Source organism: Myxococcus sp. AB036A (genome assembly GCF_006547355.1).
In the GTDB taxonomy this organism is placed as follows: domain Bacteria; phylum Myxococcota; class Myxococcia; order Myxococcales; family Myxococcaceae; genus Myxococcus; species Myxococcus virescens.
In genome coordinates, this window is the sequence record NZ_VHLC01000063.1 from 14,441 (window position 1) to 30,686 (window position 16,246).

General features: G+C 70.7%; 11 protein-coding genes. 7 read left to right on the plus strand and 4 right to left on the minus strand.

Annotation, left to right across the window (positions count from 1 at the left end; genetic code table 11):
- The first annotated feature begins 34 nt into the window (after positions 1-34).
- The 3 genes from FL344_RS24005 to FL344_RS24015 all read left to right on the plus strand — a co-directional run bounded on the left by FL344_RS24005 (position 35) and on the right by FL344_RS24015 (position 6,920).
- Complete coding sequence (locus tag FL344_RS24005) at positions 35-3,826, plus strand: protein kinase (protein WP_141620152.1); 3,792 nt, start codon at positions 35-37, stop codon at positions 3,824-3,826.
- Positions 3,827-3,830: 4 nt separating this feature from the next.
- Positions 3,831-4,613: an ABC transporter ATP-binding protein gene (locus FL344_RS24010; protein WP_141620153.1), complete on the plus strand. Its 783-nt coding sequence runs from the start codon at positions 3,831-3,833 to the stop codon at positions 4,611-4,613.
- Positions 4,614-4,682: 69 nt separating this feature from the next.
- Positions 4,683-6,920: a fused MFS/spermidine synthase gene (locus tag FL344_RS24015; protein WP_141620154.1), complete on the plus strand. Its 2,238-nt coding sequence runs from the start codon at positions 4,683-4,685 to the stop codon at positions 6,918-6,920.
- A gap of 1 nt (position 6,921) precedes the next feature.
- On the opposite strand, the gene FL344_RS24020 is transcribed toward FL344_RS24015, so the two are convergent.
- Together FL344_RS24020 and FL344_RS24025 are read right to left on the minus strand one after the other, a co-directional pair.
- Complete coding sequence (locus FL344_RS24020; RefSeq protein ID WP_228565320.1) at positions 6,922-7,692, minus strand: YoaK family protein; 771 nt, start codon at positions 7,690-7,692, stop codon at positions 6,922-6,924.
- A gap of 46 nt (positions 7,693-7,738) precedes the next feature.
- Positions 7,739-8,089 carry a histidine triad nucleotide-binding protein gene (locus tag FL344_RS24025; RefSeq protein WP_141592699.1) on the minus strand — a complete coding sequence of 117 codons (351 nt, stop codon included), beginning with the start codon at positions 8,087-8,089 and terminating at the stop codon, positions 7,739-7,741.
- Positions 8,090-8,282: 193 nt separating this feature from the next.
- Here FL344_RS24025 and hprK point away from each other — a divergent pair, with 193 nt between their 5' ends.
- The 3 genes from hprK to FL344_RS24040 are packed head-to-tail and all read left to right on the plus strand — an operon-like array spanning position 8,283 to position 10,832.
- Positions 8,283-9,248 (plus strand): HPr(Ser) kinase/phosphatase, encoded by a 966-nt coding sequence (gene hprK, locus FL344_RS24030; RefSeq protein ID WP_141620156.1) that lies wholly within the window; start codon positions 8,283-8,285, stop codon positions 9,246-9,248.
- On the plus strand, positions 9,245-10,108 hold the full coding sequence (gene rapZ / locus FL344_RS24035; RefSeq protein WP_141592697.1) for an RNase adapter RapZ: 864 nt from the start codon (positions 9,245-9,247) through the stop codon (positions 10,106-10,108). The genes hprK and rapZ overlap by 4 nt, the downstream gene beginning before the upstream one ends.
- Before the next feature lie 46 nt (positions 10,109-10,154).
- Positions 10,155-10,832 (plus strand): hypothetical protein, encoded by a 678-nt coding sequence (locus tag FL344_RS24040; RefSeq protein WP_141620157.1) that lies wholly within the window; start codon positions 10,155-10,157, stop codon positions 10,830-10,832.
- Between the two features lie 21 nt (positions 10,833-10,853).
- Here FL344_RS24040 and FL344_RS24045 read toward each other — a convergent pair whose 3' ends face one another.
- The gene (locus tag FL344_RS24045) at positions 10,854-11,855 is read right to left on the minus strand and encodes a hypothetical protein (protein ID WP_141620158.1); all 1,002 of its coding nucleotides are present in this window, start codon (positions 11,853-11,855) and stop codon (positions 10,854-10,856) included.
- Between the two features lie 116 nt (positions 11,856-11,971).
- On the opposite strand from FL344_RS24045, the gene FL344_RS24050 reads away from it, so the two are divergent.
- Positions 11,972-14,746, plus strand: coding sequence for a serine/threonine-protein kinase (locus FL344_RS24050; protein WP_228565322.1), 2,775 nt, complete (start codon positions 11,972-11,974; stop codon positions 14,744-14,746).
- Between the two features lie 19 nt (positions 14,747-14,765).
- Here the strand turns inward: FL344_RS24050 and FL344_RS24055 are convergent, their stop codons facing one another.
- The gene (locus FL344_RS24055; protein WP_141620159.1) at positions 14,766-16,196 is read right to left on the minus strand and encodes a fibronectin type III domain-containing protein; all 1,431 of its coding nucleotides are present in this window, start codon (positions 16,194-16,196) and stop codon (positions 14,766-14,768) included.
- Between the last annotated feature and the right edge of the window lie 50 nt (positions 16,197-16,246).

The following is a 16,246-nucleotide window of genomic DNA, read 5'->3' on the forward strand; positions in this document are numbered from 1 at the left end:
ATGCGGACCCCGTCGTGGTGAACCCCCGCACCGCATGAACTCGTCAACCCAACCCGCCCGGTTGAGACCCTTCCGGCCCCAGCCCTTTGGCCGGTACACGCTCCTGTCCCAACTGGCGACGGGGGGCATGGGAGAGATCTACCTCGCGCGGTTGGAGGGGGCGCAGGGGTTCGAGAAGCTCTGCGTCATCAAGAAAATCCTCCCGCAGCTGGCTGCGGACTCGGACTTCGTCGAGCGCTTCGTGGGCGAGGCCCGCACCCTGGTCCGCCTGAGCCATGGCTCCATTGCCCAGGTGCTGGACATGGGCCTCCACGAGGACGAGGCCTACATGGCGCTCGAGCACGTGGACGGCAAGGACCTGCGCAAGGTGGCCGCGCGCGTGCGGGACCGGCAGATGCCGCTGCCGGTCACGTTCATCCTCTACACCATGGGCCGGGTGCTGGACGCGCTGGCCTATGCGCACCGCAAGAAGGACGACGACGGGGAGGACCTGAAGCTCGTCCACCGGGACATCTCGCCGCAGAACATCCTCATCTCCTACGAGGGGGAGGTGAAGGTCATCGACTTCGGGCTCGCCAAGAGCCGGCTGTCGGCCGCGAAGACGAACCCCAGCATCATCCTGGGCAAGTTCCTCTACATGTCGCCGGAGCAGGCGCGGCACCAGCCGGTGGACCGCCGCAGCGACCTGTATGCGGTGGGGCTCTGCCTCTACGAGCTCATCTGCGGGAAGAACCCGTTCGACGGGGTCCACCCGGGCGAGCTCATGTCCCTGGTGGCGAACCCGCGAATCGCGCCGCTGGACCAGGTGGAGCCGCTCACGCCGCCCGCGGTGACGGCGCTGGTGGCCAAGGCGCTGGCGGTGGACCCGTCGCAGCGCTTCCAGTCGGCGGAGGAGTTCCGCGGGCGGCTCCAGGCCTGCCTGATGGAGATTGACGCGAGCGCGGGCCCGGAGAGCGTCAGCCGCTTCATGCGCGAGCTGTTCTCGGCGGACTTCCAGTCCGAGCGGCGTCTCCTGGCGAGCCTCAAGGAGGTGCCGCGCCTGTCCACGGCAGAGGTCCGTGCGCTGGCGTCGATGCCGGATGATCCGCTGGCGCCGAAGACGGCGCACGCGATGCTGCCGGCGAAGACCATCCGCCTGGACGGCCCGGTGGAGCCGCTGTCGTTCTTCCCCACGCCCCGCAGCCGCGAGGGCGGTGGTCCGGTGACGGACGGTGAGACGCGCCCGGGTGTCCCGATGGACGAGTCCACCCGGCCCGCGTTCCCCATCGAGGCGCTGGAGGAAGAGGCGCGGGCGCGGGGCGTGCGCCAGGACACGGCGCCTTCGGTGGAGGTGGGCCCCGAGGCCTTCGTTCGCGGCGGCGGGGTGAGTCCTTCGTCTGCGCCGATTCCTCGCGCGCCCGCGCTGACGCGCGAAGTCCAGATGACGTCGATGCCGCCCGAGGCGGTGCCGCCAGGTGTGGCCGCCGCGCGTGCGCTGCTTCCGACGCACATGCGGCCGACCGAGCTGGCGATGCCGAGCCTGGGTGGGCCGCCTTCTCCCGAGGAGGCGTCCGTTCAGGTGGAGTCGACGGCCGCGAAGGCTGAGTCGCTTCGGAGCAGGGCGTTCGAGGCGAGCCCGAGCGTGATTGCCTCGGTGGGAGCGCCCACGCCCGCGGTGCCGCCGCGTGGGTCGCAGGCCACGGTGAACTCGCGACCTCCGCCGCCAGGGGCCGAGCCGCGCGCGCCCGGAGCGGTGCTGCCACGCAGCGGCGTGGTGGTGATGCCCGCGGTCAACGTGACTGCTCCCGCGCCGTTGCCTCGCACGTCGGCGCTGGAGTCGATGCCGGCCGTTGAGGTCTCGGAGGGGGCTGCCGGAGACGAGGACTCCGCCTCGGAGCGCGAGGGCGCGTTTGAGAGTGCGACGCCGGACGAGGCGGCATTCAGCGAGCCGCATCCTTCTGTCCCGATGCCTCGAACGGCTTCGATGGTGATGGCGGCCGTCCAGCCGCCTCCGCCGGGCTCGACGCCGTCTCGCGCGACGTCCGCGGTGGGCTCGCCGGATGAGGCCGTGGCTCCACGCTCCATGTCGTCGGCGGGGATGTCCGCGGTGGGCTCGCCGGATGAGGCCGCGGCTTCACGCTCCATGTCGTCGGCGGGCATGCCCGCCGTGGGCGCGCAGGCGGGGGTTTCGACTCGCGCCATCTCCTCCGTGGAAGTCGCTGCGTTGGATGCGCGGGACGAGGCCTCTTCGGACCCGGTGTCCTCCGTGGCCAGGTCGACGGAGGGCGAGACGCCACCGCGCAGGGTGTCCTCGGCGGGGATGGCCGCGGTGTCGCCAGCCCAGGCTGGCATGACGCCCTCGCGGGGCATGCCTTCGCTGGGGGCACCTCCACCTCCGAAGGGGGCAACGCCCTCGCGAGCCATCCCCAGCGCACCTGCATCGGGAGCGACGGCTTCCCGCTCCGCGCCCGTGGTGGACGAGCCCGTCGTGGACGCCACACCCGCAGATGGCGGGCAGGCCCTCTCTCCGGAGGACGAAGCGGAGGCCGCGCACGAGTCCGAGGCGGGCGTGTCCGAGGACGAAGCCGGCCTTTCTTCGACCGACGCGCAGTCTCAGGACGGCGCCTCGTCGGAGCTGCCTGTGCTCTCCACCGAGGATGTGGGGCACGAGGAAGCCGCGCCGAGCATCGCCGACGTCGACACGCATCCGCGCATCCACCGCCCGTCGCGAACCGAGCGCCACGACGACACCCAGCCCCGCGTCGCACATAACGCCGACACGGACCCTCGCGTCACCCGTCCTGACGACACGCATCCGCGCGTGGTGCTGGATGCGGGCCTCTTCAAGGATGTGGATGGCTCCGAGGACGAGGAGCGGTCCGGCGTCTCCCGGCCCAGGTCTCGGCGGGCCCGGTCGTCTTCGCCGGGGATGGCACCGGCCAGCACCGCGCGCAGGACAGGTTCCGTCTCCGCTGTGCGTCCCACCGCGCCCGCCCCCGTCGTGACGGACGAAGAGGAGGACGAGAGCGACGACGATGTCCGCGTCTCCCTCACGCCCAACGAGGAGACGCGGCGCACGACGATGCCCGTCCGCCCGGAGACGCGCTCGGCCGAGCGAATCGCGAAGGAGGACACCCGCCGCACGACGATGCCCGAGCGCCCCGAGCGCCCCGAGCGTCGTCGCAAGGGCCCGCTGGTGCTCGTGCTGGTGTTGCTGTTCTTCATCCTGGCCGTGGTCGGAGCCTTCTTCCTGGGCCCCCCGGCGCTCCGCGCCCAGGTGCTGAGCCAGTTCATGCCGGAGAAACCCGAAGGGCCGCCGCCCGCGCAGCCCCTGCGTCCCTCCGCTCCTGACGAAGCGCAGGCGGGCAAGGCCGCCGACGAGAATCGCCCGCCTCCCGAGGGGAACGCGGCGCAGGCTCCGGGAACCCCCGCGCCCGACGTCGCGCCGCCAACCGGTGCCACGCCGGGAACCCCCACGCCCAACGCCGCGCCGCCCGCCGGTGCCACGGAAGGCCGAGGCTCGCTCGACGACTCCTTCCTCGCGCCGCTGGACGCGCAGCAGAAGAACACCGAGGTTCCCGAGAAGCGCTCGGCGCCGGTCCGCAAGATTCGCTCCGCGCGCTCCCGTCAGCTCACCGTGCTGGAGAGGGAGTGGCGTGAGACGAACGCGCTCTTCAACCAGCTCAACGCGGAGCACTCGTGCGTGGTGCTCGGCCTCTGGTGCACGCGGTACGCCGAGGTGAAGAGCGAGGTGGAGGCCGCGGGCAGCAGCGACAACCCGGAAGCGCTGCGCAAGGTCCGGGCGATGAAGCGCTACCTGCTGCAGAAGCAGAAGGAGCTGTACTAGTCCCGTGGAGCCTCTGCTCGTCACCCGGGCGCTGGTCGCGGGCTACGGTCCTCGTCCCATCTTGCATGGGGTGGCGTGCGAGGTCCGGCCCGGTGAGCTGTGGGCGGTGCTCGGCCCCAACGGGACGGGCAAGAGCACGCTGCTGCGCGCGGTGCTGGGCCTGGGGCCCTGGACGCGCGGAGAAGTCCGCCTGCTGGGGCGCGAGCGCGCCGCCTGGGAGCCCCGAGCGCTCGCCCGCAAGGTGGCGTGGGTGCCGCAGACCATCGAATCCACGGAGGGCTTCAGCGGCCTGGAGCTGGTGTTGATGGGCCGCAGTCCGCACCTGGGGCTCTGGGGCCTGCCGTCCGCGGGAGACGTGGCGCTGGCGCAGGAGGTGATGACGGAGCTCGGCATCGCGCACCTGTCCGAGCGGCCCGCGGAGGCCCTCTCTGGAGGCGAGCGCCGGATGTTGATGCTGGCGCGAGGACTGGTGCAGCAACCCGAGTTGTTGCTGCTGGATGAGCCCACCGCCTTCCTGGACGTGGCCCACCAAGTGGGCTCGCTCGACCGCGTGCGCGCGCGCGTGGACGCGGGGCTAGGCGCGGTGGCGGTGCTGCATGACGTGAACCTCGCCGCCGCCTTCGCCACCCATGTGCTGCTCCTCCGGGATGGCCAGGTGCTCGCGCAGGGGCCGGCGAACGAGGTGCTGGAGCGTGGCTCCCTGGAAACGCTCTACGGGCTGCCCATGGAAACCGCGCTGGCTCCGTCCGGCGCCCGGCTCTTCGCGCCCCGAGCACCCTCGCGCTGAACCTTCTTCGTCCCTCGGACGCCGGACAGTTGACCGGACGTGCCGGGCGGGAAAGCCTGGACCGCCAACATGTCCCGCTACGCCATCGCCATCTTCGCCAGTGCGTTCCTCCTGTTCGGCGTGCAACCCCTGGTGGGGCGCTATTCGCTGCCGTGGTACGGCGGAACGCCCGGCGTGTGGACGGCGTGCATGTTGTTCTTCCAGGCGGTGCTGCTGGGGGGCTACGCGTACGCGCACGGACTCGCCTCGCGGCTGACACCTCGCACGCAAGCCCGCGTCCACCTGGGACTGCTCGCGGTGGCGGTTCTTCTGCTGGGCGCTCGCGCGTTGCTGGCGGGCTCGCCGGTGGCGCCCGGGCCTGAATGGCGTCCGGAGGGCACCGCGCTGGCCGTCCCCCGGCTGCTGGCGATGCTGGCGGTCACCATCGGCCTGCCTTTCTTCGTGCTGAGCACCACCGGTCCGCTGCTCCAGTCGTGGTTCGCCCGCGCGCGGCCGGGTCGCTCGCCCTATCCGCTGTATGCGCTGTCCAACGCGGGCTCGCTGCTGGCGCTGCTCGGCTATCCCTTCCTGGTGGAGCCGTGGGTGGGACGCGGCGCCCAGGCATGGGGCTGGGGCGTGGGCTTCGTCTTCTTCGCCGTGGCCTGCGCGGTGTGTGCGCTGGACGTGATGAAGCAGCCGGACACGGCGCCCGTCGCCACGCCCGCGCCCGTGACGGCCACGCCGCTGACGGAAGGCGCCGGGGGAGAGGCCGGCGCGGAGGTGGCACGCCCCACCGTGCGCGCCACGATGACGTGGCTGGGGCTGAGCACCTGCGCGTCGGTGCTGCTGCTGGCGACGACGAACCAGCTCTCCCAGGACGTGGCGGCCGGCCCCTTCCTCTGGGTGCTGCCCCTGGCCGTCTACCTGCTGACCTTCATCCTCGCCTTCTCCCGCGAGTCCTTCTACTCGCGGACCGTCTACGCGGTGCTGCTCATCGCCTCGGGCGCGGGCGTGGCGCACGCGCAGACGCAGGGGCCGCAGTCGTCGCTCGCGCTCCAACTGGTCGCGTACTCCGTGGCCCTCTTCGCGGGCAGCATGGTGTGCCACGGCGAGCTGTACCGGCTGCGCCCACCGCCGCGCCACCTCAGCGCCTTCTACCTGTGGGTGTCCGCGGGCGGCGTGCTGGGCGGGCTGCTCATCAGCGTGCTGGCCCCCGCCGTCTTCAGTGCCTACTGGGAGTACCCTCTGTCGCTGGGCGCGTGCTGCGTCGTCGCGCTGGTGGGCATGGCGAAACAGGCGGGCGAAGCGACGCGGACGCAGCGGATGCAGCGTGTCCTGCGCGGCGCCATGCTGCTCCTGGTGGCCGGACACCTGACGTACACCATGGCCCGCGAGCAGGGCCGCGCGCGCTTCGCCTCGCGCAACTTCTTCGGCGTGGTGCGGGTGATGGAGCAGGGCGTGGGCTCGCCGGAGGACCACCGCTTCACGCTGCTGCACGGCGCCATCACCCACGGGCTCCAGTACGTGACGCCCGAGCGCAGGGGCGTGCCCACGACGTATTACACGCCGGAGGCGGGCCTGGGACTGGCCATCGCCGAGCAGCGCCGGCTGCGCGAAGCCGTGGGGCTGCCCGCGGGGCTTCGCGTGGGCGTGCTGGGGCTGGGCGTGGGCACCAGCGCCGCGTTGCTCGAAGCGGAGGACACCGGGCGCTTCTACGAAATCGACCCCGCGGTCATCGCGCTGGCGCAGGGCGAGGGCGGCTACTTCTCCTTCCTGGGAGACACGCCGGCGAAGGTGGAGCTGGTGGAGGGGGACGCGCGCATCTCCCTGGAGCGGGAGCTGGAGGCGGGCGGCGCGCAGGGCTTCGACGTGCTCGCGCTGGATACCTTCTCCTCGGACGCGGTGCCGGTGCACCTGCTCACCCAGGAGGCGGTGGCGCTCTACCGCGCGCACCTGGCGCCCCATGGCGTGCTGGCGCTGCACATCAGCAACGTCCACCTGGACCTGGTGCCGCTGACGCTGGCGCACGCGCGGGCCCTGGGGCTGCACGCGGCGCTGGTGGTCAACGAGACGCAAGGGGACGCGCTGCGCAGCAACTGGATGGTGCTGAGCCCGGACCGCGAGTTCTCCTGGGGACCCACCTTCACCCGGGCCTCCGCGCGCGTGCGCCGGCTGGGCCTGCGGGAGGACCCCGACTTCACGTGGACGGACGAGAAGAGCAGCGTGCTGCACGTGCTCCGCCGCGGCAGGCCCTCGGCGAGCGTCAAGGACGTGGAGGCGTCCTCCGGGCCGCCCGGCCCCGCGTCCGCCCAGCCCGGGACGGAGTGACTCAGGCGCGCGGCATCGCCTGGGGACCGGAGGCGGCGACGGCGCTCAGGTCGAGCGCCACCAGCAGCACCAGCGCGCCGCAGGGAATCGCCAGGGTGGCCGCGCCGAGCCGGGCGAAGAGCAGCGGCCCCAGCGTGCAGCCGCCCAGGAAGGCGGAGCCGAGCCCCAGGTGCAGCCGGGTCCGCTCAAATTCAACAGCGGTGGGCAGCGCCCAGAGACGGCGTCGCAGGCCCAGCAGGCCCTGGCCCCGCGTTCCCTCGCGCAGCCAGGAACCCAGCCGCACCACCTGGATGCCGATGTCGGTGAGGATGCCGGTGATGTGCGTGGTGCGCACCACGGCGCCGGAGACGCGGGTGACGAGCGCGTTCTGGAGCCCCATGGCATAGGCCAGGCCCCACATGAGCGTCGGCTCGTGTGTACTGGGGTGGTACGACAGCCAGGCGCCGATGCCGCCCAGCGTGAGCGCCTCCAGCAGCAGCGCGGAGGAGTGGCGGCCCCGGGGGCGCCGTTGGGAGAGCTCCAGCAGCACCGACGCGGACACGGCGCCCACCACGAAGGACAGCAGGAGCTGCGCGGCCAGCCAGGCCAGGGCCACGTTGCCAGAGGCCAGGGACTCTCCCAGCGTGGCCATGGTTCCGGACATGTGCGACGTGTGCAGGCCCAGCGCCACGAAGCCCGTGGTGTTCACCAGGCCCGCCACGCCCGCGAGCAGCAGTGACAGCAGTGTGTAGGCTCGCCGGTTCCCGGGAGACGATTCCGATGAGAAGGGCATCGCAGTGCCCGAGGCTAACACCGGCCTCGGGCAGGGGCTCGCGGAACTAGCCCGGCGGCCAGCCCAGCGGGCGTCCGGCCAGCAGGTGCAGGTGGATGTGGAAGACCGTCTGGCCGGCGTGCACATGGGTGTTCATCACCACCCGGTAGCCGTCGCTCGGGTCCGCGTGCCCGCGCTCCTGGGCCACCTTGGCGGCCGCGGTGAAGAGGTGGCCCACCAGCTCGCGGTCCTCCGCCGTGATGTCGTTCACGGTGGGGATGTGCTTGCGGGGGATGAAGAGGACGTGGGTGGGGGCCTGGGGATTGATGTCCTCGAAGGCCACGCACACGTCGTCGCGGTAGACCACCTTGGCGGGGATGAGCCCGTCGCGAATCTTGCAGAAGAGACAGTCGGACATGTTTTCCGGCTTACCAGCGGCCGGAGCCCCACGGAATGGCTTCCGTGGCCTTCCGTTACCTGCCGGAACCCGCATTTTGCCTCCCGGTGGGGCGGCCGGGCCCCGGGTCTCCTACCCGGGCCCCCTCTCGTTGAGGGCCCAAGGAAGGCTGTCCCCCTCAAAGGGCCCCACCGGTGATATCCACGCCCTGACGATGAAATCCATCCGCATCTCCCAGCTCCTCGAGGACCGCGACTACGACATGCGGCTCAGTCTCGTCGCCGGCGGCGGCGGGCTGTCGCGCGTCGTGGTGTCCTCGCGCATCCAGAAGCCGGGGCTGGCGCTTGCGGGCTTCACCGAGCACCTGCATCCGCACCGCGTCCAGGTGTTCGGCAACACGGAGATTTCATACCTGGCCACGCTGCCGGAAGCGCGGCAGCGCGAGTCGCTGGCGCAGCTCTTCGGCGAGGAGGAGCTGGCGTGCGTGGTGGTGACCAAGGACCTGGACATTCCCCAGGCCCTCATCTCCGCGTGTGAAGGCGCGGGGCTGGCGTTGATGAAGACGCCGCTGCTCTCCAGTGAGTTCATCATGCGGGTGCAGACGTTCCTGGAAGAGGCCCTCACGGAGTCCAGCAGCCTGCACGGCGTGTTGATGGACGTGTTCGGCGTGGGCATCTTGCTGCTGGGCAAGAGCGGCATCGGCAAGAGCGAGATTGCCCTGGACCTGGTGATGCGGGCCCACCGCCTGGTCGCGGACGACATCGTGGACGTCACCCGCCGCAAGGGGGCCGTCTACGGCGCTGGCAACCCGGTCATCAAGCACCACATGGAGATTCGCGGCCTGGGCATCATCAACATCAAGGACCTGTTCGGCGTGGCCGCCATCCGCGAGCAGAAGAAAATCGAGCTGGTCATCGAGCTCCAGGAGTGGGACCCCCACCAGGAGTATGATCGGCTGGGCGTGGAGGACAGGCATCTGCAGATTGTGGGGGTGGACATCCCCTTGTCGGTGGTGCCCGTTCGTCCGGGCCGCAACATGGCGACCATCATCGAGGTCGCCGCGCGTAATCAGTTGCTAAAGCTACAGGGCCACCACTCGGCGAGAGAGTTCGCCGAGCGACTCAACCGGGCCATCGCCGAAGGGGCGATGCGCCGTACCCTGGGAGAAGAGGTCGAGTGACCGCCCCCGCGAAACAAATCGTCATCATCACCGGCATGTCCGGGTCCGGTAAGTCCACCGCCATCCGCGCGTTGGAGGACTCGGGCTTCTTCTGTATCGACAACCTGCCGGTGTTGCTCTTGCCCAAGCTCACGGAGCTGGCGGGCGGCGGTCACTTCGAGCGCATGGCGCTGGTGGTGGACGTCCGCGAAGGCGTCTTCCTCAAGGACGCGCCCCGCATCCTCGCCGAGGTCCGCCGCGCCGGGCACCAGGTGGAAGTGCTGTTCCTGGACGCCAGCGACGACAGCCTCATCCGCCGCTTCAGCGAGACGCGCCGCCGCCACCCCCTGGCGCCCAACGGCACTGTCGCCGAGGGCATCAAGGCGGAGCGCCAGGCGCTGCGTGACTTGCGCGAGCTGGCCGACCAGGTCATCGACTCGTCCACGCTGAACGTGCATGACCTGAAGCGCATGGTGCAGGCGCGCTTCAGTCCGGAGCCCGCCGCGGGCCCCAGCCTGTCCATCATGTCGTTCGGCTACCGCTACGGCGTGCCGCCCCAGGCGGACCTCGTCCTGGACGTGCGCTTCCTGCCCAATCCGTACTTCGTTCCGGAGATGAAGGGGCTCACGGGCAAGGTGCCGAAGGTGGCGGCCTACGTGCTGGAGCGTGAGGAGACGCAGCAGTTCCTCGAGAAGGTCGTGGACCTCTGCCGCTTCCTCTTCCCTCGCTACCAGAAGGAGGGGAAGGCTTACCTCACCGTGGCCCTGGGCTGCACCGGTGGCAAGCACCGCTCCGTCGCCATCGCCGCCGAGCTCACCCAGCGCCTGACGGACGACGACACCCGCGTCCAGCTCTGGGACCGGGACATCGAGAAGGAATAGCGCCGCCAAATTGCAATGTAATTGTGTTGCAGTTTGCTCCAGTTGAATGCTGGACAAGGACTCTGTCAGCTTTTGGAGAGGTGGGGATGAGTCCCCATCCTCTCCGTCCTGGAGTCCCGACATGCGAGTCTTCAAGTCCGCCGTCTGGTGTTGTGCCGCCGTGTCCCTGGCCGCTTGTGGCGCCCCCGAAGAGGCCCCCGAGCAGGCGGCGCTGGCGCAGCAGGAGGCCGCGCTGGTGACCGGCACCACGCAGGGCTGCACGTACACCATCTCCTCCGTGCCGGTGCCCGGCTCCATGCCTCCGAGCCTGGACATCGTCGTGACGCGCGCGGCGTCCGGCACGTGCGCCCATGGCGCGGGCAGCGTGACGCTGGGACGGTCCTACAACACCCCGTACCTCGCGCTCCTGGCCAACAGCTACGGCGTGGCCACGGCCTTCTCGTACAAGCCCACGCCCAGTGGCAGCTCGATGAATCGCTGTCAGGTGAATCACATCGACCCGGCGACGCTCAGCATGGTCCGCTCGCATGACATCGTCGTCATGTACGGGACGAACCATGTGAACTCCTGCGCGCTGGACCAGACGGACGGCGGCGCGACGCTGGTCGTCTACGGGACGAAGGGTGGCCCGCTGCCGGGTGAGGTCGGCAACCACGCCAACTACGTGGCCACGTATTACGATTTCTTCACCAGCACCACGCCGCCTGTCTATTACACCTACTGAGACAGGTTCCGGGCGCGCGCTTCAGCTCGACTCGCCCAGGCTGAGGCGCTTGCTGCCCACGCCGTTCCCGTCCGCGAAGGACGCCGTGCGCTCGCGGTTGAGGTGGGCCAGGGCGTCACGCTCCTTCTGTCCGCCCACGTCCGTGCGGTTCTCCAGCGCGAAGATGCCGCCGCTGCCGTGGTGCTCCTTGCCGGCCTGGACCGCGCTCTCCAAATCCCTGGCGGACACCCAGTACTCGCCATTGACGGGGTCCTTCACGCGGAACAGGTCGTCCGACGTGTCGGCCGTCCCGTTGCTGTTGACGCCATCGATGGTGACCCAGTGGAGCTGGCCCGGCCCGTTGCGCCGTTGCTCGGGCGCGAGCGCGCCATTGAGGATGGCATTGGCGTCCACGAGCGCCAGGCCGAACTGACCGGCCTTCATCACCTGGCTCATCGCCGCCGCGTCGAAGTCGGCGAAGCCGTCCGTGACTTCGATGCCCAGGCCCCCCAGCGCGGTCGCCATCTCCGTGGGCGTGGCGCCATCATCCAGGTTGACGTCCACCGGGGCGTGGACGGACCGGGCGCCGCTGACCTGCGACGCGCGCTCGCGGACCGTCTCTCGCTCCTGCTTCTCGCACAGCGTGCCCTTCGTCACGCTGCGGCTCGCCCGGCTCAGGAAGGCCAGCGTCGCCTCGCCGCAGCCCGTGTCCGAGTTCTGCGCGATGACGGACGCGGTGGGCGCCCAGCCCTTGTCGGCCTGCGCCTGCGCCGCTTCATTCTCGGGCGCCAGGTCTCGCAGGAAGGGAAGCTCGCTGGTCCCCGTGGCGTCCGGCACCGACAGCCGCGGCACGCCCTTGGCCGCGGGCTTCGTGTCCTGGAAGGTGTCCCGCTCCGGACGGGGCGTCGCCAGGGCGGAGCTGTTCACCGGCCTGGCGAGCGACGTCTCCAGGGGCGTCCTGGCGTCCTTCAACACGGCCGGCTGGATGGGCTTGGACAGGGCCTGCGGCGCTGAGTTGAACACGGTGGTGACAATCCTGGTCACGGCGGACCCTCCCGGACTTCCTTCGCCTGTTCGCATTATCGGCGGCATGTGTGTGTTGTTGCGCGTGAATCCTTCATGGGGGCAGAGAGTCGCTCGCTTCCCGGTACACTTGCGCCATGGCCAACACCGATGACCGGGGCTCGGGTGCTGATGATTCGCCAGAGCTGTCCACGCAGGTCGTGTCAGCGGATGCGCAGGGGACGCCGCATGCGGCGGAGCCTTCCTCCGCGCGCGATGCGTGTGGGGATTGGCGTTCGCGGAGCCCGCTGGGCCAGCGGGTGGGGCGCTTCATCCCGTTGAAGCTGCTGGGGCAGGGCGGCATGGGCGCGGTGTTCGCGGCCTATGACCCGGACTTGGACCGCAAGGTGGCGCTCAAGTTGTTGAGCGTGGAGGCCCGCTTCGCGGACGAGGAGGGCGGGCGTGCGCGGCTGCTGCGCGAGGCGCAGGCCATGGCGCGTGTCTCCCATCCCAATGTCATTCCCATCTACGAGGTGGGCACCTGGGACGCGCAGGTCTTCTTCACCATGGAGTGGGTGGCCGGTGGCACGCTGGCGGACTGGCGGCGGGAGAAGCCCCGTTCCTGGCGCGAGGTGCTGGAGAAGTACCTGCAAGCGGGACGCGGGTTGGAGGCCGCGCACGCGGCGGGGCTGGTGCACCGCGACTTCAAGCCCGCCAACGTGCTGGTGGGGCGTGACGGGCGCGTCTGCGTCACCGACTTCGGCCTGGCGCGTCCCGTGGACAACCTGCCTCTGGACGAACAGCCCACGCTGGCGCGCGTGCGCGACGCCTCGGAGACGTCGCGCCCGCTGCATGACCCGCTCACCGAAACGGGCGTCGTCCTGGGTACGCCGCCGTTCATGTCCCCCGAACAGTTCCGCGGCGAGTCCCTGGACGCGCGCTCGGACCAGTTCAGCTTCTGCGCGGCGCTGTACCGGGCGCTCTACAACCAGCGTCCCTTCGACCCCGACGAGCTCTCGCGGGCCGCGAAGGCGCTGAGGTCCGCACCCGCGAAGGTGACGGCGCCGTTGGAGCGCGCCGGGCGGGAGCCCTCGCCCATCCACGAGCCGCCGAGCGACGCCCGCGTCCCCGCCTGGGTGCGGCGCGCGGTGATGCGGGGGTTGTCACTGGAGCCAGCGGCGCGCTTCGACTCCATGGGGGCGTTGCTGGAGGCGCTGTCCCAGGAGCAGCAGCGCGCACGGGCGCGCAAGGCGGGAGGCATGGCCGCGGCCACGGTGGCACTGGTGGGTGCGGTGGGAGGCGCGCTGTGGTTTCAGTCCAGCGTCTGCGCGGGCGCGGAGGGGCTGCTGGCGGACAGCTGGGGGGCCGAGGCGAAGCAGCGACTGTCCTCGGCCTTCGCGGCCACGGGCAGCCCCCTTGCGGGGGACATGGCGGGCCGGGTGGGGCAGGTGTTGGATGCCTATGCCAGCAGTTGGGCGCGGCAGCACACCGACGCGTGCGAGGCCACGCGCCTGCACGAGGTGCAGCCGGAGGCGTTGTTCACCCAGCGCGTGGTGTGTCTGGAGCGGCGGCACAAGGATTTGCGTGCGCTGGTGGGCGCCCTGTCCCAGGTGGACAAGGCGGGCGTGGAGAAGGCGCTGGACGCGGCGTACGCGCTGCCTTCGCCCGAGGACTGCGCGGACGTGGAGGCCCTGGCGAGCCAGCAGCCCCGGCCCGCGGACCCGGCAATGCGCGCGGAGCTGGAGTCATTGGAAGGCGCGCTGTCGGAGGTGAAGGCGCTGGTGGACACCAGCCGCTATCCCCAGGCGCTGGCGGCGGCGAACGCGGTGGAGTCGCGGGTGTTGGCCGCGCGGTACGCGCCGCTGACGGCGGAGCTGCGCTTCCACCAGGGATGGCTCCAGGCCGTGCTGGGGGAGAAGGAGAAGGGCGCGGGGCTGCTGGAGCAGGCCGTCTATGACGCCACGTCGGGCCGGGCGGACCGGCTGGAGGTCTCCATTCTCAACAAGTTGCTCTACGTGGAAGGGGAGCGCGAGCGCTTCGAGCACGCCTCTCAATGGGCACGCCTGGGCAAGGCGACCCTCCAGCGGCTGGGCGGGGACGCGGTGCTGCGGGGCGACCTGCTGGTGAACGAGGCCAACCTCGCGTTGATGCGCGGTCAGACGGACGACGCCCGGGCCTTGCTGGAGGAAGCCAACACCTTGCTGGCGGACGCGCTGGTGCCGGGCCATCCGAAGCGCGCGCGGGTGACGTTCTCACTGGGGCGGGTGCTGCTGGAGGTGGGGGCCTTCCCGGAGGCCGTGCGGGTGATGGAGGAGGCGCTGCGCCAGACGGAGGCGGCGGTGGGGCCTCGGCACCTGGACGTGGCCCGGCGCCACCAGGGCCTGTCCATGGCGCTGCGCGAGCAGCGGGAGTTCGCGCGGGCCTTGGTGCATGCCCGGGCCTCCGTGGCGCTGCACCGCGAGCTGCTGGGCGACAGTCACCTGAAGCTGGCGGAGGCGCTCGACGAGGAGGGCATGAGCCTGCTCGCGCTGGGCCGCCATGAAGAGGCGCTGAAAGTCTATGAGGCGGCGCTGGCGGTGAAGCACGCCCAACTGGGGCCCGACGACGAGGACCTCCAGTACTCCTACGACGGCGTGGGGCAGGCCCTGCTGGGACTGGGGCGCACGCGCGAGGCGCTGGCGCCGCTGCGCAAGGCGGTGGCCTTCACGGGCGCGCAGGAGGACTCGCTGGGGGAGTCGGGCTTCGCGCTCGCGCGGGCGCTGTGGAAGGAAGGGCAGGGTGTGGAGGCGCGGACCGAGGCGGCGAAGGCGCGTGAGCGCTTCACGGCCTCGGGCCGGGCGCCCCAGGCCGAGGCGGTGCGGGCGTGGTTGGATGCGCTGCCTCCGGAGACGAAGGCGAAGCCCGCCCGTCCCCAGCAGCGGAGGCGCCGCTAGGGACGGGAGGCGCCGTGGCTCACGGCGTGGTGAAGAGGGAGCTGATGGTGTCCGCCGTGTGGAGGGGCAGCTTCTCGTAGATGGTGAAGGGCTCTCGCGTCACCTCCTGATGCGGGCTGTCCAGGGCCGTGACCCTCACCGAGTAGATGGCGTTGGGCGCCAGCGTTCCCACGGGCAGCCGGACCTCGGTGGCCGTGCCCGGCAGATAGAGGGCCGTCTGGGTCGACGCGCTGGTGTTGACGTGGCGAATCAGGCTCACCCGATAGGCGGTAGGCGCGCCGTTCGCGGGTGGCTTCCAGGTGATGATGGGGCTGGTGTTGCCCACCACGCGCTGGGACGTCGCCGGAATGCCGTCGATGGACAGCGCGCGCGGAGGCGTCAGCGCGGGCGTGATGGGGCTCGCCACCAGGTTCTCCACATAGTCCGACGTCAGGAGCGAGCCCGTCACGCTTCGCGTGATGGTGGTGTCGCCCGGCAGGGGCTCCAGGATGCGGTACTGATAGGTGGCGGTGCCCACGGGGCGCCACGACGAAGGGTAGGGGTTTCCATACGGCAACCGGTCCGCGATCGTGTGCGAGGTGCCAGGCGGGAGCAGGAGGCTGAAGAGCTCCCCCGAGTAGCCGACCCAGCCCTCCTGGGGGCTGTGGGCCGAGGGCTCGATGTAGAAGGTCGGCAGGCGCGCCGTCGCGGCGGGGTGGATTTCGGTGGCGACGGAGGCGTAGTTGCCCAGACGCCACTCGAAGGAGACGTCCGTCATGGGGACGTCCTGCATGGCGCCGATGATGACGAGCGGCGTCACCCCATCCGCGGTGAAGTTGAAGGCAGGCAGTTGCGCGCTGCGGACGAGGGCCGAGGCGACCAGGGGTTCACCGTTCGGAAGCGGTTTTCCGAAGACGTTCGTGAGTTGATTCACGTACAGCCGGTCCCCCTTCGCCGCCTCGAAGACGGGGAAGTTGCCCGACAGGCCGTAGGCCTGCGCGTCCTGCGCGTCCAGTTGCGTCTGGCCCGCGGCGACGTAGTCGTTGGTGTACACCTCCGCCGAGAGGTCGACCTGCCCGGAGACAATCTGCAGCCGGCTGCCGCCGCTGTACCCGACGGAATCCTGCCAGGGGGCGAGGTTCGTGAGGTTCAGGTACGCGGGCGTCATGGAGTGAGACGTCGCGACGGCGTCCTGACGTCCCAGATAATGACGGCCAATCTCCACATGCCGCTCGTCGGTGACGACATAGGCGCTCCCCGTCTTCAGGTAGTACTCCCCCTGGGGCACGCTGGGAAAGCGGTAGCCCTCCGACGAGGGCGCGCCGGTGTAGCGCGTGAAACCGGTCCGGGTGCGGACGAGCAGCTCGGGAGGATTGGAGGACAGGTCCTTGCTCCGGACCGCGACGCCTACGGAGGTGTAGAAGCGCTCGGTGTGGGTGATGATGACGTCGGTCGAGTCAACATCCTCCATTTCGCCGGGGGCAGGGTCTTCGCCAGTGGGCTGACCCGTCCAGGTCCCGT

Bases quoted from the DNA above. Each gene is read 5' to 3' on its own strand.
- FL344_RS24050 (WP_228565322.1), top strand. From the start codon at position 11,972: ATGGCCAACACCGATGACCGGGGCTCGGGTGCTGATGATTCGCCAGAG.
- FL344_RS24025 (WP_141592699.1), bottom strand. From the start codon at position 8,089: ATGTCCGACTGTCTCTTCTGCAAGATTCGCGACGGGCTCATCCCCGCC.
- FL344_RS24005 (WP_141620152.1), top strand. From the start codon at position 35: ATGAACTCGTCAACCCAACCCGCCCGGTTGAGACCCTTCCGGCCCCAG.
- FL344_RS24055 (WP_141620159.1), bottom strand. From the start codon at position 16,196: ATGGAGGATGTTGACTCGACCGACGTCATCATCACCCACACCGAGCGC.
- FL344_RS24040 (WP_141620157.1), top strand. From the start codon at position 10,155: ATGCTGGACAAGGACTCTGTCAGCTTTTGGAGAGGTGGGGATGAGTCC.
- FL344_RS24020 (WP_228565320.1), bottom strand. From the start codon at position 7,692: ATGCCCTTCTCATCGGAATCGTCTCCCGGGAACCGGCGAGCCTACACA.
- hprK (WP_141620156.1), top strand. From the start codon at position 8,283: ATGAAATCCATCCGCATCTCCCAGCTCCTCGAGGACCGCGACTACGAC.
- FL344_RS24015 (WP_141620154.1), top strand. From the start codon at position 4,683: ATGTCCCGCTACGCCATCGCCATCTTCGCCAGTGCGTTCCTCCTGTTC.